The 25655-nt window shown below is 64.3% G+C and carries 23 protein-coding genes; 8 read left to right on the forward strand and 15 right to left on the reverse strand.

Annotated elements, in window-relative coordinates; genetic code table 11:
• The first annotated feature begins 2 nt into the window (after positions 1-2).
• The 4 genes from ddaH to ADBZ9O_RS27730 are packed head-to-tail and all read left to right on the forward strand — an operon-like array spanning position 3 to position 4569.
• Entirely contained in the window at positions 3-896 is an 894-nt protein-coding gene (gene ddaH / locus ADBZ9O_RS27715; RefSeq protein WP_526526414.1) for a dimethylargininase, read from the forward strand.
• A complete protein-coding gene (gene rocD / locus ADBZ9O_RS27720) occupies positions 893-2170 on the forward strand; it encodes an ornithine--oxo-acid transaminase (protein ID WP_526526415.1) in 1278 nt (425 codons plus the stop codon). Before ddaH ends, rocD begins: the two co-directional genes overlap by 4 nt.
• Before the next feature lie 18 nt (positions 2171-2188).
• Positions 2189-3691, forward strand: coding sequence for an amino acid permease (locus tag ADBZ9O_RS27725; protein ID WP_526526416.1), 1503 nt, complete (start codon positions 2189-2191; stop codon positions 3689-3691).
• Complete coding sequence (locus ADBZ9O_RS27730; protein WP_526526417.1) at positions 3688-4569, forward strand: universal stress protein; 882 nt, start codon at positions 3688-3690, stop codon at positions 4567-4569. Before ADBZ9O_RS27725 ends, ADBZ9O_RS27730 begins: the two co-directional genes overlap by 4 nt.
• Before the next feature lie 82 nt (positions 4570-4651).
• On the opposite strand, the gene ADBZ9O_RS27735 is transcribed toward ADBZ9O_RS27730, so the two are convergent.
• From ADBZ9O_RS27735 to ADBZ9O_RS27775, 9 genes are all read right to left on the reverse strand, one after another.
• Positions 4652-5506, reverse strand: coding sequence for a mycofactocin-coupled SDR family oxidoreductase (locus tag ADBZ9O_RS27735; protein ID WP_526526418.1), 855 nt, complete (start codon positions 5504-5506; stop codon positions 4652-4654).
• Positions 5507-5579: 73 nt separating this feature from the next.
• Positions 5580-6827 (reverse strand): arginine deiminase, encoded by a 1248-nt coding sequence (gene arcA, locus ADBZ9O_RS27740; RefSeq protein ID WP_526526420.1) that lies wholly within the window; start codon positions 6825-6827, stop codon positions 5580-5582.
• Between the two features lie 30 nt (positions 6828-6857).
• A complete protein-coding gene (locus tag ADBZ9O_RS27745; RefSeq protein ID WP_526526421.1) occupies positions 6858-8300 on the reverse strand; it encodes a basic amino acid/polyamine antiporter in 1443 nt (480 codons plus the stop codon).
• A gap of 52 nt (positions 8301-8352) precedes the next feature.
• Entirely contained in the window at positions 8353-9198 is an 846-nt protein-coding gene (locus tag ADBZ9O_RS27750) for an SHOCT domain-containing protein (protein ID WP_526526423.1), read from the reverse strand.
• Between the two features lie 121 nt (positions 9199-9319).
• Positions 9320-10510 (reverse strand): elongation factor Tu, encoded by a 1191-nt coding sequence (gene tuf / locus ADBZ9O_RS27755; protein WP_526526425.1) that lies wholly within the window; start codon positions 10508-10510, stop codon positions 9320-9322.
• Positions 10511-10595: 85 nt separating this feature from the next.
• Positions 10596-12698 (reverse strand): elongation factor G, encoded by a 2103-nt coding sequence (gene fusA, locus ADBZ9O_RS27760; RefSeq protein WP_526526426.1) that lies wholly within the window; start codon positions 12696-12698, stop codon positions 10596-10598.
• Positions 12699-12787: 89 nt separating this feature from the next.
• Positions 12788-13258 (reverse strand): 30S ribosomal protein S7, encoded by a 471-nt coding sequence (gene rpsG / locus ADBZ9O_RS27765; protein ID WP_526526428.1) that lies wholly within the window; start codon positions 13256-13258, stop codon positions 12788-12790.
• Positions 13258-13632 (reverse strand): 30S ribosomal protein S12, encoded by a 375-nt coding sequence (gene rpsL, locus ADBZ9O_RS27770; protein WP_526526429.1) that lies wholly within the window; start codon positions 13630-13632, stop codon positions 13258-13260. Before rpsL ends, rpsG begins: the two co-directional genes overlap by 1 nt.
• A 333-nt stretch (positions 13633-13965) precedes the next feature.
• Positions 13966-14592 (reverse strand): TetR/AcrR family transcriptional regulator, encoded by a 627-nt coding sequence (locus tag ADBZ9O_RS27775; protein WP_526526431.1) that lies wholly within the window; start codon positions 14590-14592, stop codon positions 13966-13968.
• A gap of 245 nt (positions 14593-14837) precedes the next feature.
• On the opposite strand from ADBZ9O_RS27775, the gene ADBZ9O_RS27780 reads away from it, so the two are divergent.
• Positions 14838-15143, forward strand: coding sequence for a DUF3060 domain-containing protein (locus ADBZ9O_RS27780; protein ID WP_526533574.1), 306 nt, complete (start codon positions 14838-14840; stop codon positions 15141-15143).
• Positions 15144-15214: 71 nt separating this feature from the next.
• Positions 15215-15616, forward strand: a complete 402-nt coding sequence (locus ADBZ9O_RS27785) for a DUF3060 domain-containing protein (protein ID WP_526526432.1) — start codon at positions 15215-15217, stop codon at positions 15614-15616.
• Positions 15617-15628: 12 nt separating this feature from the next.
• Here ADBZ9O_RS27785 and ADBZ9O_RS27790 read toward each other — a convergent pair whose 3' ends face one another.
• Genes ADBZ9O_RS27790 through ADBZ9O_RS27805 form a run of 4 tightly spaced genes read right to left on the reverse strand, consistent with a single transcriptional unit; the run spans position 15629 to position 19712 of the window.
• On the reverse strand, positions 15629-16393 hold the full coding sequence (locus ADBZ9O_RS27790; protein WP_526526433.1) for a crotonase/enoyl-CoA hydratase family protein: 765 nt from the start codon (positions 16391-16393) through the stop codon (positions 15629-15631).
• A 3-nt stretch (positions 16394-16396) separates the two neighbouring features.
• Positions 16397-17146 (reverse strand): PaaX family transcriptional regulator C-terminal domain-containing protein, encoded by a 750-nt coding sequence (locus ADBZ9O_RS27795; protein WP_526526434.1) that lies wholly within the window; start codon positions 17144-17146, stop codon positions 16397-16399.
• A 2-nt stretch (positions 17147-17148) separates the two neighbouring features.
• Positions 17149-18087, reverse strand: coding sequence for an enoyl-CoA hydratase/isomerase family protein (locus ADBZ9O_RS27800; protein ID WP_526526435.1), 939 nt, complete (start codon positions 18085-18087; stop codon positions 17149-17151).
• Complete coding sequence (locus ADBZ9O_RS27805) at positions 18084-19712, reverse strand: acyl-CoA dehydrogenase family protein (protein WP_526526437.1); 1629 nt, start codon at positions 19710-19712, stop codon at positions 18084-18086. The genes ADBZ9O_RS27800 and ADBZ9O_RS27805 overlap by 4 nt, the downstream gene beginning before the upstream one ends.
• Before the next feature lie 125 nt (positions 19713-19837).
• On the opposite strand from ADBZ9O_RS27805, the gene ADBZ9O_RS27810 reads away from it, so the two are divergent.
• Both ADBZ9O_RS27810 and ADBZ9O_RS27815 read left to right on the forward strand, forming a co-directional pair.
• Positions 19838-20173, forward strand: coding sequence for a cupin domain-containing protein (locus tag ADBZ9O_RS27810; protein WP_526533576.1), 336 nt, complete (start codon positions 19838-19840; stop codon positions 20171-20173).
• Positions 20174-20221: 48 nt separating this feature from the next.
• Positions 20222-20581 carry a hypothetical protein gene (locus ADBZ9O_RS27815; RefSeq protein WP_526526439.1) on the forward strand — a complete coding sequence of 120 codons (360 nt, stop codon included), beginning with the start codon at positions 20222-20224 and terminating at the stop codon, positions 20579-20581.
• Between the two features lie 80 nt (positions 20582-20661).
• Here the strand turns inward: ADBZ9O_RS27815 and ADBZ9O_RS27820 are convergent, their stop codons facing one another.
• Positions 20662-21534 (reverse strand): type IV toxin-antitoxin system AbiEi family antitoxin, encoded by an 873-nt coding sequence (locus ADBZ9O_RS27820; RefSeq protein WP_526526440.1) that lies wholly within the window; start codon positions 21532-21534, stop codon positions 20662-20664.
• A 127-nt stretch (positions 21535-21661) separates the two neighbouring features.
• A complete protein-coding gene (locus ADBZ9O_RS27825; RefSeq protein WP_526526441.1) occupies positions 21662-25612 on the reverse strand; it encodes a DNA-directed RNA polymerase subunit beta' in 3951 nt (1316 codons plus the stop codon).
• Positions 25613-25655 lie beyond the last annotated feature (43 nt).

Genomic DNA, 25655 nt, shown 5'->3' on the forward strand with positions numbered 1-25655 from the left:
CCATGACGATCTCAGATGTCACGGGTCCCCCCGCCCACTCCGAGTCCGCCGTCCGGGAAAGCCTCCCAGCGGAAAACCCTTCAGCAGAAGAGCCGCGCGTACCCACCACCCGGCACTACGTCATGACGCCGCCCACCCATTTCGCCGTCGAATACGCCATCAATCCCTGGATGGACACCTCCACTCCCGTCGATCCCGACCTGGCCACCCGCCAGTGGGACTACCTGCGGCAGACGTATCTGCGCCTGGGCCATACCGTCGCCGTCGTCGAACCGGTACCCGGACTGCCCGACATGGTCTACGCCGCCAACGGCGGTCTGCTGGTCAACGGCACGGCGATCGTCGCACGATTCAAATACCCGCAGCGCGACGGAGAGTCGGCGGCATATGCGCAGTGGATGACGACGAACGGACACACCCCCGAATACACCAGGCATATCAACGAGGGCCAAGGCGACTTCCTTGTCGTCGGCTCAAAGATCCTGGCGGGTAAGGGTTTTCGTACCGACCATGCCGCCCACGACGAGGTTGCCGCCCTGACCGGACTGCCGGTGGTCAGCCTGGCCCTGGTCGACCCGCGTTTCTACCACCTCGACACCGCACTGGCAGTTCTCGACGACACCACCATCGCCTACTACCCACCGGCGTTCACCGACGAATCGCGGGCCACGTTGGCGCAGCTGTTCCCGACAGCGATCGAGGTGGCCAGCTCCGATGCCTACGTCCTGGGACTGAACGTGGTCTCCGACGGTAAGCATGTGGTCCATCCGGTGGCCGCGACCGGATTTGCCGAGCAGCTCTACCAAGCCGGATTTGACCCCATCGGGGTGGATTTGTCAGAACTGCTCAAGGGTGGCGGATCCGTGAAATGCTGCACGTTGGAGGTTCACCCATGACCACTGTGGAAGCCGACACCCGACCTGGTACCGCTCGTCCTGGCGCTGCGACGGCCGCGGCGATCGCCGTCGATGACCAGTATGCGGCACATAACTATTCGCCCTTGCCGGTGGTGGCGGCCTCCGCAGAGGGTGCCTGGATCACCGACGTCGAGGGACGCCGCTATCTGGACTGCTTGGCCGCCTACTCCGCGGTGAACTTCGGCCATCGCCATCCGCAGATCATCGCCACGGCGCACGCCCAACTCGACACCGTGACTTTGGTCAGCCGGGCCTTCCACTCCGATCGGCTCGGACCGTTCTGCGCCGCACTGGCCGCGTTGTGCGGCAAGGAGATGGTGTTGCCGATGAACAGTGGCGCCGAAGCCGTGGAGAGCGGTATCAAGGTGGCCCGCAAGTGGGGTACTGACGTCAAGGGCGTCCCGGCCGGGCAGGCGAATATCGTTGTCGCGGAGAACAACTTCCACGGTCGCACCATCAGTATCGTCAGCTTTTCCACCGACGACTCCGCGCGGCAGGGCTTCGGTCCCTTCACCCCCGGTTTCCGCACGGTGCCGTTCGGTGATGCCGACGCAATCGCCGAGGCCATCGACGAGAACACCGTTGCGGTTCTCCTGGAGCCCATCCAGGGCGAGGCCGGAATCATCGTCCCCGCCGCCGACTATCTGCCTCGGGTACGCGAAATCTGCACCGCGCGTAACGTTCTGATGATCGCAGATGAGATCCAGTCCGGCCTGGCCCGCACCGGGCGGACCTTCGCCTGCGATCACTGGGGCGTGGTGCCCGATATCTATCTGCTGGGCAAGGCACTGGGCGGCGGCGTGGTTGCCCTGTCCGCGGTGGTAGCCGACGCCGACATCCTGGGGGTGCTGCATCCCGGTGAGCACGGTTCGACATTCGGCGGCAATCCACTGGCCACGGCCATCGGCGCGACTGTCGTCTCGTTGCTGTCCACCGGCGAATTCCAAGACCGCTCAGCCGACCTCGGCGAACACCTGCATGCCCGGCTGCGCACCCTGATCGGGCACGGCGTGCTTGCCGTGCGCGGGCTCGGACTGTGGGCCGGGGTGGATATCGACCCGGCACTGGGCACCGGTAAGCAGATCAGCCTCATGCTGGCCGCGCGAGGAATCCTCGTCAAGGACACCCACGGCTCGACGCTGAGGTTCGCCCCACCACTGGTCATCTCGGCTGACGAGATCGACTGGGCTGTCGACCAGTTCGCCGCGGCGCTGGCCGACGCACGGTCACACAAAACAGGTAGCGCTATTTAGCGCATAACAGGAGGCACCATGACCTCAGCTGATCGAGCACCTACCGTCACCCTCATCGAGCAGATGCTCAGACGCAGACCGGTCGTCGGCGCGCCCGTCGCCCATGGTGCTTCGTCGAACCTGAAACGGACCATCGGCACCTTCCAGCTCACGATGTTCGGCGTCGGGGCCACCGTCGGCACCGGTATCTTCTTCGTGCTGTCGGTGGCGGTGCCCAGCGCGGGCCCAGCGGTGGTCGTCTCGTTCATCATCGCGGGTATCGCGGCCGGCCTGGCCGCCCTGTGTTACGCCGAACTCGCCTCGGCAGTACCGGTGTCGGGTTCGACGTACTCCTACGCCTACACCACGCTAGGCGAGTTCGTAGCGATGGGCGTCGCCGCCTGTCTGCTCCTGGAGTACGGCGTCTCGATCGCCGCGGTGGCGGTGGGCTGGAGCGGCTATCTGAACAAGCTGCTCGATAACCTCTTCGGCGTCCAGATACCGCACGCGCTGTCCGCCGCCCCGTGGGATTCCGATCCCGGCTGGTTCAACCTGCCTGCGGTGGTCCTCATCGTGATGTGTGCCCTGTTGCTGATCCGCGGCGCCAGTGAATCAGCCGCGGTGAACACCGTCATGGTGGTGATCAAGCTCGGTGTGCTGGCCCTGTTCGCCATCATCGCGTTCACCGCATTCAACGCCGATCAGTTCGCCGATTTCGCGCCCATGGGCGTCGCGGGGATCGGTGCGGCGGCCGGGACAATCTTCTTCTCCTACATCGGCCTTGACGCCGTCTCCACCGCCGGCGACGAGGTCAAAGACCCCCAGAAGACGATGCCAAAGGCCATCATCGCGGCCCTGCTGATCGTGACCGCTGTCTACGTCATCGTCACGGTGGCGGCGCTGGGTACCCAGAAGTGGACCGAATTCGAGAATCAGGAAGAGGCCGGGCTGGCCACCATCCTGGATAACGTCACCGGGAGTACCTGGGCCTCAACAGTTCTCGCAGCGGGTGCGGTGATCTCCATCTTCTCGGTCACCCTCGTGGTGATGTACGGCCAGACCCGAATTCTGTTCGCGATGGGCCGCGACGGCCTACTGCCTGCGCGATTTGCCAAGGTGAATCCGAAAACGATGACGCCGGTGGGCAATACCGTGATCGTCGCGGTGATCGTATCGATTCTCGCCGGGTTCGTGCCGCTGGACAAGCTGGCCGATATGGTCTCGATCGGCACCCTGGTGGCCTTCATGATCGTCTCCCTCGGCGTCATCATCCTGCGCAGGCGAGAACCCGATCTGCCGCGCGGTTTCAAGGTGCCGCTGTACCCGGTGACGCCGGTGCTGTCGATCCTGGCGTGCGGCTACATCCTCTACAGTTTGCACTGGTACACCTGGATCGCCTTCAGTATCTGGGTGGCCGTCGCGTTGGTCTTCTACCTGGTGTGGAGCCGGCACCACAGCGCACTCAATGACGGCGGTGACGGCGTGATCGCCACCGCTGCAACAGGAGTCGACGTCGTGCACCCGCCGAGGGATGCGCAGTGACCGTCGTCGCCGCATATCTGGCAGGTAAGGGCGGATCGGCGGCCCTGCACCTCGCGGTCGAGGCCGCCAGGACGCTCAATACCTCGCTGACCGTCGTCACCGTGGTACCGCGGCCATGGCTGACACCGTCGCCCGCGCGCATCGATGCCGAGTATGCCGAGTGGGCGGACAAGCTCGCCGCGGACTCCCAGCATGAAGCCGCCAGGCTGCTCACGCCGCTGGCCGACGGTCTGGCGATCGTCTACCACAAGGTGGCGCACCGGTCGGTATCCGGCGGACTGCTGGAGGCTGCGGCGGAACTGAACGCCGATGTGCTGGTACTCGGTTCGGCAGCCAGCGGCCAACTGGGCCAGGTGGTGCTCGGCTCGACCGCCGACCGCCTGCTGCATTCGTCACCGGTCCCGCTGGCGATCAGCCCGCGCGGTTACCGGGGCAGCGAATCAGGCCAGCTCACTCGCATCACCGTCGGTTTCCCTGGCACGCCAGACGCCGTGCAGATCGTGCAGCGGGTCGCCGCGCTGACCGATGACCTCGACGTTCCGCTGCGGGTGGCGACGTTCGCGGTGCGGGGTCGGACGATGTACCCACCTGAAGTCGGCCTGCACGCAGAGGATTCGATCCTGGCCGAATGGGCCACCCACGCCCGAAAAGCGCTGGCCGAGCTCAAGACCGATGGCGTGATCGCCGACGGTGTCGAACTGCTGGTGGTCACCGGCAACGGTTGGGATGAGGCACTGGACGCGGTGAACTGGCTCGATGGCGAGATCTTGGCGCTTGGCACCTCACCCCGCGGCGGGATCGCCAGCGTGTTCCTGGGCTCCCGCGGCGCGAAGATCGTCCGGCACAGCCCGGTACCGGTGCTGGTCCTGCCCGCCTAACTGTTTCTCCCGCGAGCAGACGCAAACAGATACTTTTTGACGCCAAACGGTACGAGTTTGTGTCTGCTCGCGGGAAAAAAGATCAGTACTTGGCGGTGCCGCGGTCGACGGCGATCTGCGACCCTGAGATGGTCGCCGAACCGTCACCGGCCAACCAGGACACCACGTCCGAGACTTCTTCGGGACTCATGAACTCCTTTAGACCCTTCTTGCCCGCATGATTGACCGGGTGGTACGGCATCGGCGAGAAGCTGTGCAGGAAGGCCGGGTACTTGCTGAAGATCTCCATCATCGCGTCCGGTTCGACCATCGGGGTGTCGATCGAATACGGGTGGATGGAGTTGACCCGTATGCCGAACTCCCCCACCTCGATCGCCAGCGCGTTGGTGAGCCCGACGAGGCCGTGCTTGGAGGCCGAGTAGTGACCGTTACCCGGAGTGGCTTTAAGCCCCGCCGATGAGCTGACGATGATGATCGACCCGCCGTTGCCGGGTGTGATCATCGCTGGAATGGCTGCACGGATCGTGCGCCAGGTGCCGGACAGATTGACCTCGATGACGGTGTCCCACTGCTCTTCCGACATCTCGAACATCCGGCCCCAGCTCAGGACACCGGCGTTGGCCACCACGATGTCGAGCCTGCCGAACTGCTCGATACCGTCGGCCACCACCTGCTGTTGGGCGGCGAGATCACGGATATCCACCTCACGGGCCAGGACCTTACGACCGGTCGACTCCACGGCGGCCACCGTCTCGGCGAGATCGTCGGCCGACGGCATGGGGTAGGTGATGGTGTCCGAGATGGACCCACAGCTGTCGATGGCGATGATGTCGGCGCCGTCCTCGGCCAACCGGATCGCATGTGCCCGGCCCTGCCCGCGAGCCGCGCCGGTGACGAACGCCACCCGTCCCTCAAGTGATCCGCCAGCTGCCGACATCGCCAGTCCTTTCGTGAGCCCGCGCCAAGGCTAGCAGCCGAACTGAAACGTGTTCTAGAAAGGCGACGAGGCGTTACCAGTCGATCGCGTCGCGGATGATCGGGCAGGTCATACAGTGCCCGCCGCCGCGACCGCGCCCCAGTTCCGCGCCGACGATGGTGATCACCTCGACCCCGGCCTTACGCAGCAGCGAGTTGGTGTGGGTGTTGCGGTCGTAGGCGAAGACCACACCGGGCTCGACGGCGACCAGGTTGTTCCCGCTGTCCCACTGCTGACGCTCCGAGTCATACGCGCTACCGCCGGTTTCCACCACTCGCAGCGACCCCAATCCCAACGCCGCAGCGACCACTTCGACAAAGGGTTTGCTCTCCTCGACGACCTCGACACCGCGCTCGTCATCGCTGGGCAGCAGCGTGAACGGTGCTATGCGGTCGACGATTTCGGGGTAGATGGTCACCACGTCCCGGTCGGCGAAGGTGAAGACGGTGTCCAGGTGCATCGCTGCCCGCAGCTTGGGCATGCCTGCGACGATGACCTTCTCAGCGGCGCCCCTGGCGAACAACTGCGCGGCGACCTGGGTGATGGCTTGGCGTGACGTGCGCTCGCTCATCCCGATGAGCACCACCCCGTTGCCGGGGACCAACACGTCACCGCCCTCGATGGTGGCCAGGCCCCACGACCGCTCCGGATCACCCCACCACACCGTCGAACCCACGTAATCCGGGTGGAACTCATAGATCGCCTTCATCAGCAGCGTCTCGTCGTGGCGGGCGGGCCAAAACAGCGGATTGAGCGTCAGACCGCCGTAGATCCAGCAGGTGGTGTCCCGGGTGTAGAGCGTATTCGGCAGCGGCGGCATCAAATACTCGGTGACGCCGTGATCTTCACGGGCCAGCCCGCGGTAGCCCGATTTCAGGTCGGCCGGCAGGTCTCGGGTGGACATGCCGCCGATCAGGAACTCCACGAGTCGACGGGTTTGCAAGGAGTCAAGGAAGCCTCGGGTGTCATCGACGAGGCCAAGACCCACTTCGTTTGCGACGATCTTGCGGTCCAACAGCCAGGTCTTGGCTTCGGGAATGTCCATGGTCTCGGTGAGCAGATTGTGCAGCTCGACCACCTCGACATCGTGGTCGCGCATCTTGTCCATGAAGTCGAAGTGGTCCCGCCGCGCGTTCTGCACCCACAACACATCGTCGAACAGCAGGTCGTCGCAATTGCTTGGCGTGAGCCGTTCATGGGCCAGGCCCGGGGAACAGACCAGTACCTTGCGCAGTTTGCCGACCTCGGAATGCACGCCGTAGTCAGCTGACTTATTGCTCATCTCAACACCTTTCGATTGCCAGCTCAGCTTCTAGATTGCGATCGCGCCGGTGGCCAGGGACACCACCCCGGCGATGGCGCCACAGACGATGACGCCGAAGAGCACTGCCTCCGCTGGACGGAACACCCGCAGATTGCGTTCCTTCCGGGCCACGAAATACAACAACGCCCCTGGCGCGTAGAGGACGCAGGACAACAACAGCTTGTCGAAGCCGGCGGCGTAGATCAGGAACAGCGTGTAGAAGGTCGCCAGTCCGGCGACAGCCATATCGCCCGCCACCGATGCGCCGTTCCCGTAGGTCTCGCGGGTGGCGGTCAGTTTCAGCATGTAGCCCGCGGCGAGCAGGTACGGGATCAGTGACAACGCGGCCGTCAGGTCGAGCATGAAATCCAGCGCGTCCGAGGTGAAGAGGATGAGGATGAGCAACAGCTGGACCAGTCCGGCCGCCAGCACCAACGCTGTCACCGGCGCACCCTTGGCGTTGGCCCGGGCCAGGAAGCGCGGCATATCATCGCTTTTGGCCGGAATGTAGAGAATCTCGGCCGCCATCAAGGTCCACGCCAGATACGCGCCGAGCACTGAGAGCACGACGCCGACCCGGATGAAGATCGAGCCCCAGTGTCCGACAATCGATTCCAGTACCGAGCCCATCGAGGGCTGAGCGAGCTGCGCCAGGTCGCCCTGCGGCATGATGCCGTAGGAGACCAGCGTCACCAGCGCGAAAACGCTGAGCACACTGAGGAATCCGATGACGGTGGCTCGGCCGACATCCTCGCGTTTGCGGGCGAACCGGGAGTAGACGCTGGCGCCCTCGATGCCGAGGAAGACGAACACCGTGATCAACATGGTGCCCTTGGCCTGTTCGAAGATCGCCGAGAAGGATCGATCCTTTCCGCCCCAGAAGTTATCGGCGAAGTAGTGCCCCTTGAACGCGATGACGGCCACCACGATAAAGACCAGGATCGGCATCACCTTGGCGATGGTGGCGATCTTGTTGATGATCGCCGCTTCCTTGACACCCTTGAGGATCAGGAAGAAGAACAGCCAGACCCCGATGGAGGAGGCGATGACCGCGACGACGGTGTCGCCGGCCCCGAGTGCGGGGAACAGCGCGCTCGCCGTCGTCATGATCACCACCCAGTACGACGTGTTGCCCGCACACGCCGATGCCCAGAAACCCCAGGCTGAGTTGAATCCGACATAGTCGCCGAACCCCGCCTTCGCGTAGGCGAAAATGCCGGCATCGAGATCGGGTTTGCGGGTGGCCAGTCGCTGAAAGACGAAGGCCAGCATCAACATTCCCGCGCCGGCAATGGTCCAGGCGATGATCGCGCCGAGCACTCCGGTCTCGACCCCGAACCGCCGCGGCAGCAGGAAGACACCCGAGCCGATCATCGATCCGACGACCATCGCCGTCAGGGTCAGCAGACTGACCTTATCGCTCGATTCGACGCGCTCCTCGGTGCTGGTCATCAGCCGCCCCCGGCCTTCTCCCTAGGTGAATCCTGCACGATCCTGAACCCGGCTAGAGCTCGGAGATGATCTGCTGGCGCTTCGTGGCGTATTCGGTATCGGAGATGGTGCCCATGGCCCGCAAGGTCTCCAGCTCCTGCAGTCGCTGCGCCGTCGACGCCGGGGGTGGCTGCACCGGCGGTGGCGAGGGCACAGGTTGGGCCGGGCCGGGTTGCGAGGGGGCCGCCCCCTGATGTGCCGCCGCACGGCGCACCACCGCCATCACCTGCTGGCGCACTGCCGGGTTCGACCGGATATCGATGGTGCCGTTCATCGGCACGTTGTTGGCCTTGAGGATCTGCATGATCTCCATCAGCGGCGCCGCCTGCCCGGACAGGTCATAGGTCTGGTTGTCTTCGGCGAGGGTGAACTGTGCCGGCACCATGCCACCGACCAAAGCGCTTCGCTGCCAGTCGATCTCATAGGAATTGTTACTGGGATCGACCAGTACCACCAGTTTGCGTCCGGTGATCAGCGGGAGGCGTGTCACCGAGGCGATCACCCGGTCCTGACTGGTGAACGGGGCGATCCCCGGCCCCTCGACGCGCAGGTCGATCTTCACCAGCGGCTGATCGTTGATCCGGGTGCCGGTCTCGTGGATGCCGACCACCTGGGCGAGCGCAAGCACGCCCTGCTGTTCCAGGAATTGGGACTTCGCCGATGACTTGACCCCGTAGCTGGTGAGCGCCAACGCGATCAGCACATCGGCGGCCGTGATCAGCAGACCGACATAGAACATCCACTGGATGTACGGGCGCGCCGACTGGCCGAGCGCGAAGTACACCACCAGGAAGATCGGTCCGACCAGGCCGCCGCACAGCAGCACCATCGCCTGAGCCTTCAGATAGCGCAGCAACATGCCGGTAGGTTAACGCACCGACCCCCTGTTACCGATCCCAATCTTGAACTGCCGAGCAGACACAAAAGTCCCCCATTTCGCGAAGAAATGGGGGACTTTTGCGCCTACTCGCGAGCAGAACCTACTTGTTGATCTTGGTGACCCGGCCGGCGCCGACGGTACGGCCACCTTCACGGATCGCGAACCGCAGGCCCTCGTCCATGGCGACGGGCTGGATCAGCACGACGGAGATGTCGGTGTTGTCACCGGGCATCACCATCTCAGTGCCCTCGGGGAGGGTCACAACGCCGGTCACGTCCGTCGTACGGAAGTAGAACTGCGGGCGGTAGTTGTTGAAGAACGGCGTGTGACGGCCGCCTTCGTCCTTGCTCAAGATGTAGACGCTGCCGTCGAACTCGGTGTGCGGCGTGGTGGTGCCGGGCTTGACCACAACCTGGCCACGCTCGACGTCTTCACGCTTGACACCACGGACCAGCAGGCCGACGTTGTCGCCCGCCTGGCCCTGATCGAGCAGCTTGCGGAACATCTCGACACCGGTGACCGTGGTCTTCGTGACGGTCGGCTTGATGCCGACGATCTCGACTTCCTCGTTCACGTTGACGACGCCACGCTCGACGCGACCGGTGACAACCGTGCCACGGCCGGTGATGGTGAAGACGTCCTCGACGGGCATCAGGAACGGCTTGTCGGTTTCGCGGATCGGATCCGGGATCGACTCGTCGACGGCATCCATCAGATCCTCGACGGCCTTGACCCATTCCGGGTCGCCTTCGAGAGCCTTCAGCGCAGACACCTTGATGACCGGGGCGTCCTCGTCGAAGTCCTGGGCGGCCAGCAGTTCGCGGACCTCCAGCTCGACGAGCTCGATGAGCTCCTCGTCGTCGACCATGTCGGCCTTGTTCAGCGCGACCAGGATGTAGGGCACGCCGACCTGGCGGGCGAGCAGCACGTGCTCACGCGTCTGGGGCATGGGGCCGTCGGTGGCGGCGACCACGAGGATTGCGCCGTCCATCTGGGCGGCACCGGTGATCATGTTCTTGATGTAGTCCGCGTGGCCGGGGGCGTCAACGTGTGCATAGTGACGCTTCTCGGTCTGGTACTCAACATGCGAGATGTTGATCGTGATGCCACGCGCACGCTCCTCGGGCGCATTGTCGATCTGGTCGAATGCGCGCGACTCGTTCAACGCCGGGTACTTATCGTGCAGAACCTTGGTGATTGCTGCAGTAAGCGTGGTTTTGCCGTGGTCAACGTGACCGATGGTCCCGATGTTGACGTGCGGCTTCGTCCGCTCGAACTTCGCCTTCGCCACTTCTGTGTCCTCCTGGACTTGTTGGTGCTTGATTAAGCAGTTGTGTTGATGTTTTCAGTTGTGTGGTCGTCGGAAGAAACCGGGGCTATTCCCCGGTGGCCTTCGCGATGATTTCCTTCGACACGTTCGCCGGAACTTCGGCGTAGGAGTCGAACACCATGGAGTAGTTCGCCCGGCCCTGAGTCTTCGACCGTAGGTCTCCGACGTAACCGAACATCTCCGATAGCGGCACAGTCGCCCGCACGACGCGGGCTCCACTGCGCTCCTCCATGGCTTGAATCTGACCACGGCGGGAGTTGAGGTCGCCGATCACTTCACCCATGTAGTCCTCGGGTGTGGTGACCTCGACGGCCATGACGGGCTCCAGGATCGTCGGCTGCGCTTGCGCGGCAGCCTTTTTCAGCACCTGGGAGCCGGCGATCTTGAAGGCCATTTCCGAGGAGTCAACGTCGTGGTACGCGCCGTCGAGCAGGATGAGCTTGACGTTCACCAGCGGGTAGCCGGCGAGCACGCCGTACTGCATGGCGTCCTGCGCACCGGCATCCACCGACGGGATGTACTCGCGCGGGATACGACCGCCGGAGACCTTGTTCTCGAACTCGTAGGTCGCGCCATCCTCGCCGACGAACGGCTCGATGCTGACGAGAACCTTGGCGAACTGGCCGGAGCCACCCGTCTGCTTCTTGTGGGTGAACTCGACCTTTTCGACCGCGCGCTTGATGGTCTCTTTGTAGGCCACCTGCGGCTTGCCGACGTTGGCCTCGACCTTGAATTCACGACGCATCCGGTCGACCAGGATGTCGAGGTGCAACTCGCCCATACCGCCGATGACGGTCTGACCGGTCTCGGAGTCCTGGTGAACCTTGAAGGTCGGGTCTTCCTCGGCCAGCTTCTGAATGGCCAGGGACAGCTTCTCCTGGTCGCTCTTCGTCTTGGGCTCGATGGCCACCTCGATGACCGGATCCGGGAAGGTCATCGACTCAAGGACAACCTGCTGCTGCGAATCGCTGAGGGTGTCACCGGTGGTGGTGTCCTTCAGACCGATCACGGCGTAGATGTGGCCGGCCGCGGCCGTCTCCACCGGGTTCTCCTTGTTGGAGTGCATCTGGAACAGCTTGCCCAGACGCTCCTTCTTACCCTTGGTCGCGTTGATGACCTGGGCGCCGGAGTCGACCTTGCCCGAGTACACCCGGACATAGGTCAGCTTGCCGAAGAACGGGTGCGTCGCAACCTTGAACGCCAGGGCCGAGAACGGCTCCGTCGTCGACGGCTTGCGGGTGACCAGCTGGTCTTCCTTGCCCGGGACGTGCCCGGTCACGGACTCCACGTCCAGCGGCGACGGCAGGTAGTCGATCACGGCGTCGAGCATGGGCTGAACGCCCTTGTTCTTGAACGCACTGCCGCACAGCACCGGGTAGATCTCGGAGTTGACGGTCAGCTTGCGGATCGCGCCCTTGATCTCGGCGACCGTGAGGTCTTCGCCACCGAAGTACTTCTCCAGCAATGCCTCGTCGGTCTCGGCGACCGTCTCGAGCAGCTTGGTGCGGTACTCCTGCGCCTGCTCAAGCAGGTCGGCCGGAATCTCGATGGTGTCGTAGGTTTCGCCGAGCTTGGTCTCGCCCCGCCACACCTTGGCGTTCATCTCGACCAGGTCGATGACGCCCTCGAAGCCACCCTCGGAACCGATGGGCAGCTGGATGGGCAGCGCACGGGCGCCGAGGCGCTCCTCGATGGTGCGCACGGTGAAGTAGAAGTCCGCACCGATCTTGTCCATCTTGTTGACGAAGCAGATGCGCGGCACGTCGTACTTGTCCGCCTGGCGCCAAACCTGCTCGGACTGCGGCTCCACACCCTCTTTACCGTCGAAAACGGCGACGGCGCCATCAAGGACGCGCAGCGAGCGCTCTACCTCGACGGTGAAGTCGACGTGCCCGGGGGTGTCGATGATGTTGATCTGGTTGCCGTCCCAGAAGCAGGTGGTGGCAGCGGAGGTGATGGTGATACCCCGCTCCTGCTCCTGTTCCATCCAGTCCATCGTGGCGGCACCGTCGTGCACCTCACCGATCTTGTAGCTGATACCGGTGTAGTAGAGGATGCGCTCGGTCGTTGTCGTCTTGCCGGCATCGATGTGCGCCATGATGCCGATGTTGCGGACCTTGGTGAGGTCGGTCAGCACGTCCTGTGCCACGGCGGTGTTCCCACTCTTTCGATAGTTCGGTTGCTGTTCTCGTTACGCCCGGCCGGCGCCCCGCTATTCGGTGCTCCGCCGGCTCACAATCACCAGCGGTAGTGCGCGAAGGCGCGGTTTGCCTCTGCCATCTTGTGGACATCCTCGCGACGCTTGACTGCGGCACCGAGGCCATTGCTGGCATCCAGAAGTTCATTGGCGAGACGCTCGACCATGGTCTTCTCACGGCGCTGCCGCGAGAAGCTGATCAGCCAGCGCAGAGCCAGCGTGGTGGACCGATCAGGACGCACCTCGACGGGGACCTGGTAGGTCGCGCCACCGACACGGCGGCTGCGCACCTCAAGTGCGGGCTTGACGTTGTCGAGTGCACGCTTGAGGGTGACGACCGGATCGGTACCGGTCTTCTCGCGAGCCTGTTCGAGCGCACCATAAACAATGCGTTCTGCCAGCGATTTCTTCCCATCAAGCAGCACCTTGTTCACCAGCTGGGTAACCAGCTGCGAACCGTAGACCGGGTCGTTGACCAGCGGCCGCTTCGGTGCGGGCCCCTTGCGTGGCATTAGCTCTTCTCCTTCTTGGCGCCGTACTTGCTACGGGCCTGCTTGCGGGCCTTGACACCCTGGGTGTCAAGCGAGCCGCGGATGATCTTGTAACGCACACCGGGGAGGTCCTTCACACGACCGCCGCGCACCAGCACCATCGAGTGCTCCTGCAGGTTGTGACCTTCGCCCGGGATGTAGGCGGTCACTTCGACGCCGGTCGTCAGCTTCACGCGCGCCACCTTGCGAAGTGCCGAGTTCGGCTTCTTCGGGGTGGTGGTGTACACGCGAGTGCACACACCGCGGCGCTGCGGGCTGCCCTTGAGGGCCGCGGTCTTGACCTTCGCGACCTTGTCGGTGCGACCCTTGCGGACCAGCTGCTGGATGGTTGGCATGTACCGGCTTTCTGTGTTGCTTCTACGTTGCTTCTAGTTCTGTGGAGCTTTAAAGGTCTTCTGTACTGCAGTTATGCGCGGTCCGCGTACCCCGCGACCGGGCGTGTCGCACGCTCCCGCACCGAATCAAATCTGATTCAATTCCCGATGCTTGGCATGCGAATTGGCCCGGCCCGCGCGCATGCTCACTGCCAGACAGAGCTGTCAAACAGAAGCGTGCGCCAACTCCCGGCTAGGCACGAGCTACCACGATACCAGGGCCGGGCAGCCCGACAAAACCTGCGCGCAGCCCTCGCCCTCGCGAGCGGGCTCTGACGTAACCGCAGGTCAACGCTAGCGGCGATGCTCCATGCCGGCAGCCAACCGCAACACCATGTCAGAGAAGACCACGTCAGTGTCCACCTCATCCATGACACCGGTCATCTCCAGCAGGACAAAACCGTGTAGCGCAGACCAAAACTCCAGCGCCGCATAGAAGGCGTCCTCACCCTCGAGTCCGTAGGAGGCCAGCACCGAGATCACCGGACCCGCAGCCCCCTTGGTGGCGGCCGAATATTCGGGATCTTCCCCGCCGAAGGGCATCCGGGTGAACGCGGAGTACCGACCAGGATGGTGGTGGGCGTAGCTGCGGTAGGCGCCGGCCATCACCAGCACCGCATCATCGCGGGTGCGGCCCTGGCCGACGGTATTCAGCATCTCGATGATGTCGCCGATCACCCGCATGCGGACGGTGCGACGCAGGTCGTCAAGGCTCTGCACATGGTTGTAGAGCGACGGCCCCTTGGTGCCGAGGTGGTTGGCCAGTGCGTTGATGGTCAGCGCATCCCAACCCTCACGGTCGAGGAACGCCAGGGCCGCGTTGACGATGACATCGCGGCTCAGCTTGGCGGTCCTGGCAGGCGGCCGGCCCGCAGGACGCGACCTGGCGCCCCCTGGCGGCGGGTCGAGCCGTGCTGCCATCAGATTTCGTCCTTCGCGTTGACAACCGATTAACGGTCAGCGACGAACTCTAGTTGAGTCGACAACGCCGACGTGGCCGTAGGACGAGGGCGACCTCGCCCAACAACCACAACAGCGAGAGTCGGGGCCGTAGGCTCAGGCCCACAGAACTGGCGACACCGCGGGAGGGCGAACACGTGAACCGGACATCTCAGGCTGTGGCAGCGACCGTTACCGCTGCCGTCGTCGCCGCCGGGGTTGCGGGCATGCCGGCTGCGGCCGCCAAGAACGGTGACACTCACATCACCTCGATCGGCTCGGTCCAGACCGTCGACTGCAACAACGCGACGCTGCTCATCAATGGGTCGTACAACACCATCACCGCGGTGGGCAGCTGCTGGGCGGTGACCATGCAAGGCTCGGGCAACACCGTGATCGCCGATAACGTCGTCAACGACATCACTGTCTATGGTTTCGATCAGACGGCGTACTACAAAACGGGTGACCCCTTCATCGTCGACCGTGGCCGCGAGCTCGGCATGGTCAACCGGATCGACCGCATCCCCGCGTAGTGGCTGCTAGTAGACCTCCGCACCCACCGTCACGTCCTCTGCCAGTTCCCTGTCACGAGAATCGAGAACGCATGCGTATGTACCGTTCGGCCGCCCTCATCGGCGCTATCGCGGTGGTGGTGGCCGGCTTGGCTGGCTGCGGTAACGACGACACCAATTCCCCGACGGTGACTGCGGGCAGCTCTGGCGCGCAGGTCGAGGTCGGGAACACGATCAACTACGGGTCATTCGGCACCACCGCGGATATCGACTGTGCGGACGGCAAATCGCTCAATGTCGGCGGCTCGAACAACACATTGACGGTCAAGGGCACCTGCGCATCGGTCAACATCGGCGGCGCCGACAACAAGATCTCGCTGGAGAAAATCGACAAAGACCTCTCCGTCGTGGGTTTGAACAACACGGTGAGCTACAAAGACGGCGATCCGAAGGTCGACAACCTCGGCTCGGGCAACAACATCAAGAAGGGCTGACGCCGGGCCAATTTAGGCCCGCCCGCCGTGCCTGCCGGCCCCGTCGGCGAATTGTTTCGCACCGGCCAGCGACTCGGCGGCCACCCGCGACATGCTGCCGAATTCGACATCCATGGCAGCTGTTTCGCTCATCCCCCATTGACCCAGTAGTGAAAGCCGATCCGCGCGCAGGCACTGTTGCGGCAGAAGCGCCAGCTCGGCGGCCAACTCCTCGGCCCGCTGGCGCGCCAGCCCGGTCGGCACGACGCGGTTGGCCAGGCCGATGGCGAATGCCTCCGCCGCGTCGACGCTGCGACCAGTCAGGACCAGATCCATCGCCCGGCTGTGCCCGATCAACCTGGGCAACCGGACGGTGCCGCCGTCAATGAGCGGTACGCCCCAACGCCGGCAGAACACACCGAAGAACGCACTGTCCTCGACGACCCGCAGATCGCACCACAGCGCAAGCTCGAGACCGCCCGCTACCGCATAACCACTGACCGCGGCGATCACCGGCTTGGACAGGGTCATCCGCGTCGGCCCCATCGGACCGGGCCCGCTGCGGTGCACGGCGTTGGCATCGGGCGTGCCGAAGGCCTTCAGATCGGCTCCGGCACAAAATGTTCCGTTATCGCCCCACAACACCGCCACGGCCGCCGAGTCATCGGCGTCAAACTCTTCGAAGGCGGCGTACAACTCCGCGGCCGCAGGGCCGTTGACCGCATTGCGTGCCTGCGGACGGTCCATGATCACCGTGGTCACCGCGCCGTTGCGCTCGACGCGCACTCCCCCACTCATCAGCTACGTCGCCTCCATCAGTTCGGTGTGATCCCGCCGGGCAGCCAGCTCGGCGGCGAATTCGTTATAGGACACCCGCAGCCGGTCCCCCGGCCAATCATCCGGCAACAGTTCGCCGGGCAGCATCGGGTCGGCCTGTAGATGCCGGACGATCGTCGCCGCGACGATGAATCGACCTGGTATGTCAACGGCTTTCGTCATCGCCGCCATCTCATCGAGGAGCCGGCGGGCGATATCGGCCCACCCTGGCAGGTCCCAGAGCTGACCGGCCAGCTCCGTCGATGCGCCGTCGTAGCTGTGCAGCACCCGGACCCGGCGCCGGATCTCGGTATCCAATTCGATCCCGAGGTTATCCGGGCGCAGCCATACCCCTTCACGTAACTCTCCGAACCGGCTGTCCTGCAATAGTTTACGTAGATCAGCACGACCCCGCGGCGCGATTCCGACGCTGGTGATCACCAGGGTCGTCCACCTGCCGTCCCAGGGCCGCAACCGGGGTGCGAGCGCCTCGTCCTGGCGGCGCTGCCTAGCCAGCAACCGGTCGGACAACCGGTAGCCGTCAGCCGAGCGGATCAGGTCGCCGGTACCGACCATCCTGGTCAGCGCCACCCGTAGCGTCGGCTCCCTGATATCGAAATCTGCTGTCAGCCGGACTAATTCAGCGGCACTGGCCCAGGCGGGGTGGGCACCCAGCAACACCGACAGGACGACCGACCTGGCGGTGAGCCTCGATAGCGAAGGGTGGGCCGTCATCCCTACACCCCGGAGGCCTGGCGTCCATGGTCGCCGAACGGTTCGTCCCGGTGCCGGACCGCCTCACGGAAACCGTGCTCGACGGCATCAGCGACGAAGGCGTGGCCCTCCGGTGTGTGCCGGGCGACACCGTCGAAAACCGTACTGACCATCTGGCTGGTGGCCACGCCCTGGTTGAACAGCGCCGTGTTCAATGCCAGCTTGGCCATGATGAGTTGATTGACGGGCATCGCGGCGATCCGGGCGACCAGGCGCTCGGTGCGCTCGTCGAGATCGGCGGGATCAGCCGCTTCGACGGCCAACCCCCATTCGGCGGCCTGCGCCCCGGTGAGGCAATCACCGGTAAACAGAAGACGTTTGGCGCGCTGATCACCGAGCCGGTGTGCCCACAGCCCGGCCGCGGGCACACCCCACACCCGCATGGGCGGGTAGCCGATGATGGCGTCCGTCGCGACGATCATCTGGTCGGCATGTAGAGCGATATCGGTACCACCTGCGACGCAGTACCCGTGGATCTTCACCACGGTCGGCTTGTCGGCGTGCATCAGACTGGCAAAGCCGCGAACGAAGCGGCTCATCATCTGATAGTCGATCATCGGATCCCACGGCGCATCGGGCCGGTGATTGATGCCTTGGGTTTTGCCGTCGAGCACCGTGCCCTGGTAGCGGCCGGTACCGCCTGCCGAACCGGTCCGGTCGGCGTAGGCGGACAGATCGAAACCGGAGCAAAAGCCTTCGCCGCGGCCCGATACCAGGATGACGTGCACCGCGGGATCCAGATCAGCCCGCTCCACCAGGGCCGCCAGTTCCAACGGTGTATCGGCCACGATCGCGTTGCCTTTGTCGGGGCGGTTGAACGTGATGCGGGCAACCCGGTCGGTGACCTCGTAGGTCATCGTCTTCAGATTGTCGAAGTCCACTCCCCTGATCGCGTTGGTCACCCTTTCACCATTGCGCGTTCCAGGATGGGACCGAGGTCCAATCCCGTTGGCAGCGTGCCGAAAGCACCACCCCACTGCCCACCGAGGCGGGTGGCCAGGAAGGCTTCGGCCACCGCTGGGTGGCCGTGGCGCACCAGCAGCGAACCCTGCAGGGCCAGGCAGATGTCTTCGGCGACCTTACGAGCGCGGTACTGAATATTGTCGAGATCGCCCAGCTCGGTCTGTAACCGCAGCACGTGGGCGTCCAGGCGGGCATCCTGCCCGGTGGAGACGTCGAGCTCGTCGAAGAACACCTCGATACACTCGGGCCGAGTTGCCATGGCGCGCAACGTGTCCAGCGCGCTGACGTTGCCCGATCCCTCCCAGATTCCCATCAGCGGGGCTTCCCGGTACAGCCGTGGCATACCGGATTCCTCGGCATAGCCGTTGCCGCCGAGGCATTCCATGGCTTCCGCCGCGTGCGGGGTGGCGCGTTTGCACACCCAGTACTTGCTCGCCGCCAGACCGATGCGACGCAGCAGGGTCTCACGCTCGTCGCCACGCACCGCCTTATCGGTGGCGCCGGCCATCCGCATCGCCACCATCGTTGCGGCTTCGGCCTCGACCGCCAGGTCGGCAAGCACGTTGCGCATCAGCGGCTGGTCGATCAGATACTCGCCGAAGGCTTTTCGGTGCTGCGCATGGTGAATGGCGCGAGTCAGGCCCGACCGCATGCTGGTGGCGCTGCCCAGGGTGCAATCCAGCCGGGTCAGGTTGACCATCTCGATGATGGTCGACACCCCGCGACCCTCCTCGCCGACCAGCCAGGCGGTGGCCCCGTCGTATTCGACCTCGCTGGACGCGTTGGCGTGGTTACCGAGCTTGTCTTTGAGGCGCTGCAGGAACATCCGGTTGCGGGTGCCATCGGGCAGGACGCGCGGCAGGAAGAAACAGGACAGTCCGCCCGGCGCCTGCGCGAGGACCAGGAAGATATCGGACATCGGCGCCGAGGTGAACCATTTGTGCCCGGTCAGGCTATAGGAGCCGTCAGCGTTCGGGAGTGCGCTGGTGGTACCGGCCCTGACATCGGAGCCACCCTGCTTCTCCGTCATCGACATACCCGCGGTGATACCGACTTTCGTGGTCGGAACGCTCAGTTCGGGGTCGTACGTCCGGCTGGTCAACAGCGGTTCGTAGACCTTCGCGAGTTCGGCGTTGCTGCGCAGCGCGGGCACGACGGCGTAGGTCATCGAGATCGGGCAGACATGGCCGGGCTCGACGTTCCAGACGGAGTTCTTGGCCGCGCGCACCACATGCGCACCGGCTCGGTCATCAGCCCATGGCGCGGCATGCAAGCCGTGCCCGATCGCCACCGTCATCAGCTCGTGGTAGGCGGGATCGTATTCGACTTCGTCGATGCGGTTGCCGTAGCGGTCGTGGGTGCGCAGCACCGGCTGATTGCGATCGGCCAGTTCACCCCACCGGATGGCTTTCGCGCTGCCCGCCAACGCACCGAGCTCGGTGACCTCGTCGACGCCCCACTGCCCGCCCTCGCGGATCAGCGCCTCGATCAATGCCGGCGATGAGGCCGGATTGTGGTCCAGCAATGTCGGTGTCTGGTTGGTGACGACGTGCGTGTCTGACATGGCGTCGATGTTACAGATTTCCGACAGTCGCACAAGAGCTGTAATGGCACCGGTCCCCGGCCGACACGCCGGGCCGATAAGTGGCAGACCGCACGCTCGCCCACCAAGGTGGGCGGGTGACCGAATTGCAGCCCAACACCGTCGTCCACGCCACAGCCACCACGCTGACCCATGAGCCCGTCCCCGCCGCCCAATCGGTGCGTGACAGTCCGACCACGGGCACGCACGCCCTCGGTGACTTCGACGGCCTCGAAGTGGGCGTCTGGGAGATGTCGCCGGGAGTGATGACCGATGTCGAGCTCAACGAGCTGTTCATCGTGCTGTCCGGCTCAGCAACGGTGGACTTCGCCGACGGCAGCCCGAGCCTGCAGCTGGGCCCCGGTGACGTGGCACGCCTGGCCTCGGGAGCCGAGACCACATGGACCGTCACCGAGACCCTGCGGAAGGTCTATCTGACCTGATCCTGCCAGGTGTGCGTTTTCCCCAGCAAAGTCGGTTACGTTCGAGTGGTGATACTTACTGGAGCGCTCCTTGCCGAATCCGCGTCCGTCGTCGACAACAAGCTGAACATCCAAGGCGGCGTCGTCAGCTCCTTCCGAGCCGGACCAAGCCGGGTCGCCGTTGCGACGCTGGTGGTGCTCATCCAACCGGAGCCCCTCGACCAAACCGCCACCATCAACCTCACGCTCGCCGACCCGGCCGGCGAGTCCCAGCCGTTCAGCTTTGAGGTACCCAAATCCAGTCTCGGCGGAGAAATCGGCTTCGCCTATTTCCCGCTGCGGATAGCGGTGCCCGTCGACGGCCGCTATCTGCTGGCGGTCAGCGCGCGATCAGGGTCGGTCACGCTGCCGCTCACCGTCACGACGTAACTGATCTAGCGCGAGCAGACGTAAAAGGCCCTCGACACGCCGGGCTGCGGTAACCCTTTGCGTCTGCTCGCCAGAAAAAATCAGGCGGCCCGATCTAGCTGACGGTGCATGCGGTCAACGAACCCCATCCGGTCGCGATAGATGTCGTGCACGACAATCGGCACCGTCGTCCAGCGACAGTCCTGAATCGCCGCGGTGCGGATGCGGTCGTTGAGCATTTCCGCAGCACCGGAATGCCAAGCGATACTCTCGTATTCGGCCACCACCCGATGCTGCGGCCATGCGAAGTCCACCCGCCACACCCGGCCCTGCCGATCGACGATTTCGTATTGCAGCTCAGGCATCGGGAGTCCGCCGTCGATCATGATCATGCGCGCCATGCTCTCCATGGCCGATTCGGCACGGGAGTCCGCCAATGGCAACAACTCCCGCACCTTGACGACACCGCGTCGGCCTTTCTGCTCGCGCAGGGCCGCAGCTAGTTCCTGGCGGTCGCACGCTCCGCTACGCAGGGCCGCATCAAGCGTCGCCAACGCACCAGGGCGCCACTGCGTGCGGGCCACCTCGACTGCGGTCCACGCGGGCGCGGTGGCAAGCCGGCCCTGGACCCGTTTCAACGGTGCGCCGAGTCTCTGGTGCACCATCAGCTGCGAATTCGGCCGCACCCGCGCGCCGGGATCGAGCACATGCATCCGCCCGGGATCCTCGGTGCCGAACCCGTAAAGCGTTGCGGCACTGTGCATACACGCAACTATTGGCCGACCGACCGATAGTTCCAAAGCCGCCAGCCGGCCCGGCAGATCGGGCATGGCCGCGGCGTACACCCCGTGCCACACCCGCACCAGTGCACCGGCTGCGACCTGTCGAGCCAGTGTCTTGGGATTCATTGACGCGAGCAGTTGGTCGCGGGTCGCCAATCCCGCGTCTGCGCTGAACATTTCGTCGATGGGCATCCGGCGATCGTCCACAACACGACGCGCGACGGGTAGTCAGCGCTGTGGATAACCCGCCCACCAGACACAAACAACCCCCGACACGCTGGGCGCCGGGGGTTGTTTGTGTCTGCTCGCGCAGAGTTAGTTACCGATAATCGCTGTAGCCGTAATCGTCCAACGGAACCGCGGCACCAGTGGCCTGACCGAAGTCCGGGCTGTAGTACTGATCCTCGTAGGACGGGATCGTGTACGCCGCAGCGCGGGCCTCTTCGGTCGGCTGAACCTGGATGTTGCGGTAACGGTTGATACCGGTACCGGCCGGGATCAGCTTGCCGATGATCACGTTCTCCTTCAGACCCAGCAGCTTGTCGCTGCGGCAGTTGATCGCCGCATCGGTCAGCACACGCGTGGTCTCCTGGAACGACGCTGCCGACAACCATGAATCGGTGGCCAGCGACGCCTTGGTGATACCCATCAGCACCGGACGACCCGCTGCGGGCTCATTGCCCTCAGCGACCACCCGACGGTTGGCGGCCTCGAACTCCGCCCGCTCGGTCAACGAGCCGGGCAGGAATTCCGTTGCGCCAGAATCGATGATGGTCACGCGGCGCAGCATCTGGCGAACAATCACCTCGATGTGCTTGTCGTGGATCGACACACCCTGAGCGCGGTACACCTCCTGGACCTCGCTGACGAGGTGCACCTGCACCTCGCGCGGGCCCATGACGCGCAACACCTCGTGCGGGTCGGCGGAGCCTTCCATGAGCTGCTGGCCCACCACGACGTGATCGCCGTCGGAGAGCAACCGCTCGCTGCCGTCTTCGTGCTTGAAGACACGCAGCCGCTGACGCTTGGAGAGCTTGTCGTAGACAACTTCCTCGCCACCGTCGTCGGGGACGATCGTCATCTTGTAGAACTTGTCGCTCTCCTCGAGACGAACCCGTCCTGTGACGTCCGCGATCGGTGCCCGGTTCCGCGGAATCCGGGCCTCGAACAGCTCCTGCACACGCGGCAGACCACCGGTGATGTCGTCGCCGACGCCACCCTGGTGGAAGGTACGCATGGTCAGCTGCGTGCCGGGCTCACCGATGGACTGCGCGGCGACGATGCCGACGGCCTCACCGATATCGACCAGCTTGCCGGTGGCCATCGAACGGCCGTAACAGGTGGCGCAGACGCCGGTACCGGTGGTGCAGGTCAGCACCGACCGAACCTTGACCTGCGTGACACCCGCGGCCAACAGTGCCGCGATGGCAGGGTCGCCCAGGTCGTGACCACGCTCGACAACAACGTTTCCGTTCTTGTCGACCGCATCGGCGGCCAAGGTGCGCGCATACGCACTGGTCTCCACATGCGGATCGGTGATCAGCGTGCCGTCCGGCTGCTCCTCGGCGATGGTGACGGTGACGCCACGCTCCGTGGTGCAGTCGTGCTCGCGGACGATCACGTCCTGGCTGACGTCCACCAGACGACGGGTCAGGTAACCCGAGTCGGCGGTGCGCAGGGCGGTATCAGCCAGACCCTTACGGGCACCGTGGGTGTTGATGAAGTACTCCAGCACCGTCAGGCCCTCGCGGAACGAGGACTTGATGGGGCGCGGGATGTACTCGCCCTTCGGGTTGGTCACCAGACCCTTCATGCCGGCCAGGGTGCGCGTCTGCGTGAGGTTGCCTGTCGCGCCGGACTTCACGATCGTCATGATCGGGTTGTCGTCGGGGTAGTAAGCCTCAAGAGCCTTACCGACCTCTTCGGTCGCTTCCTGCCAGATCTTGACCAGGCCGTCTTTGCGCTCGGTGGTGTTGAGCGCGCCACGCTGGTACTTCTTCTCGATCGCTTCGGCTTCTGCCTCGTAACGGTCGAGAATTTCCTTCTTCTGCGGCGGCACCAGCACGTCGGACATGGCCACGGTGACACCCGAACGGGTGGCCCAGTGGAATCCGGCGTCCTTGAGCTTGTCGACGGTCTGCGCGACGACGATCATCGGGTAGCGCTCGGCGAGATCGTTGATGATCGCCGCCTGGACCTTCTTGTGCTGCTGCTTGTTGACGAAGGGGTAACTCTTCGGCAGCAGCTCGTTGAAGATCACACGACCCAGCGTCGTGTCGGCGGTCCAGGCAAGGCCTGGGCGCCAACCGTTTTCGCCGAACAGCTCGGTCTCGACCTCGACCGGCGGACGCAGCTGCGTCAGACGGATCTTGATCTTGGCGCGCACGGACAGCACGCCGCGGTCCAGGGCCATGATGGCCTCGGACGGCGAGCTGTACACCCCGAACTCGGGCTGATCCGTGCCGGCTGCGACGTATTCGCCTGTGTCACCGGGGATCTCGGTGGTCAGGAAGAACAGACCGGTCACCATGTCCAGACGCGGCATGGCCAGCGGGCGGCCCGACGCGGGAGACAGGATGTTGTTGCTCGACAGCATCAGGATGCGCGCTTCGGCCTGGGCCTCTGCGGACAGCGGGAGATGGACGGCCATCTGGTCACCGTCGAAGTCGGCGTTGAACGCCTCGCAGACCAGCGGGTGCAGCTGGATGGCCTTGCCCTCCACCAGCTGCGGCTCGAAGGCCTGGATGCCCAACCGGTGCAGGGTTGGTGCACGGTTCAGCAGCACCGGGTGCTCGGCGATGACCTCTTCGAGGACATCCCACACCTGGGGACGCTGACGCTCGACCATGCGCTTGGCGCTCTTGATGTTCTGCGCGTGGTTGAGGTCAACCAGACGCTTCATCACGAACGGCTTGAACAGCTCGAGAGCCATCAGCTTGGGCAGACCGCACTGGTGCAGCTTGAGCTGGGGGCCGACGACGATGACCGAACGGCCCGAGTAGTCGACGCGCTTACCGAGCAGGTTCTGCCGGAAGCGGCCCTGCTTGCCCTTGAGCAAGTCGGACAGCGACTTCAGCGGACGGTTGCCCGGTCCAGTGACGGGCCGGCCACGACGGCCGTTGTCGAACAGCGCGTCCACGGACTCCTGCAGCATCCGCTTCTCGTTGTTGACGATGATCTCGGGGGCACCGAGATCGATCAGCCTCTTGAGACGGTTGTTGCGGTTGATCACGCGGCGGTACAGATCGTTCAGATCGGAGGTGGCAAAGCGGCCACCGTCGAGCTGGACCATCGGGCGCAGCTCCGGCGGGATCACCGGAACAGCGTTGAGCACCATGCCCATGGGCGAGTTGCGGTTCATCTGGAACGCCGCGACAACCTTCAGTCGCTTGAGGGCACGAAGCTTCTTCTGTCCCTTGCCGTTCTTGATGGTGTCGCGCAGGCTCTCGGCCTCGGCGTCGATATCGAAGTTCTCGATGAGCTTCTGGATCGACTCCGCGCCCATGGCGCCCTGGAAGTACTCGCCGTAGCGGTCGACGATCTCGCGGTAGAGGTTCTCGTCGACGATGAGCTGCTTGACGGCCAGCTTGGTGAAGGTGGTCCAGATCTCGTCGAGCCGGTCCAGCTCACGCTGGGCCCGATCACGGAGCTGACGCATTTCGCGCTCGCCACCGTCACGCACCTTGCGCTTGACGTCCGACTTGGCGCCCTCGTCCTCGAGCTCCTTCATATCGGCTTCGAGCTTCTGGGCGCGCGCCTCGAGATCGGCGTCGCGCTGATCGGCGACGGCCTTCTTCTCGACGACCATCTCGGCTTCGAGCGTGGAGAGCTCGTTATGCCGCATTTCCTGGTCGACGGCGGTGATCACGTAAGCGGCGAAGTAGATGATCTTTTCGAGATCCTTCGGCGCCAAGTCGAGCAGGTAGCCCAACCGGGACGGCACGCCCTTGAAGTACCAGATGTGCGTGACGGGTGCGGCCAGTTCGATATGGCCCATCCGCTCACGACGCACCTTGGCGCGGGTCACCTCGACGCCGCAGCGCTCGCAGATGATGCCCTTGAAGCGCACGCGCTTGTACTTGCCGCAGTAGCACTCCCAGTCGCGAGTCGGTCCGAAGATCTTCTCGCAGAACAGGCCGTCCTTCTCTGGCTTGAGCGTGCGGTAGTTGATGGTCTCCGGCTTTTTGACCTCGCCGAAGGACCAGTTGCGGATGTCGTCCGCGGTGGCAAGGCCAATGCGGAGTTCATCGAAGAAGTTGACGTCTAGCACGTAACTCCCTTTCCCCTTTCGGGTTTAGATAAATATCAAAAAA

The organism is Mycobacterium sp. (assembly GCF_965229105.1).
GTDB lineage: Bacteria > Actinomycetota > Actinomycetes > Mycobacteriales > Mycobacteriaceae > Mycobacterium.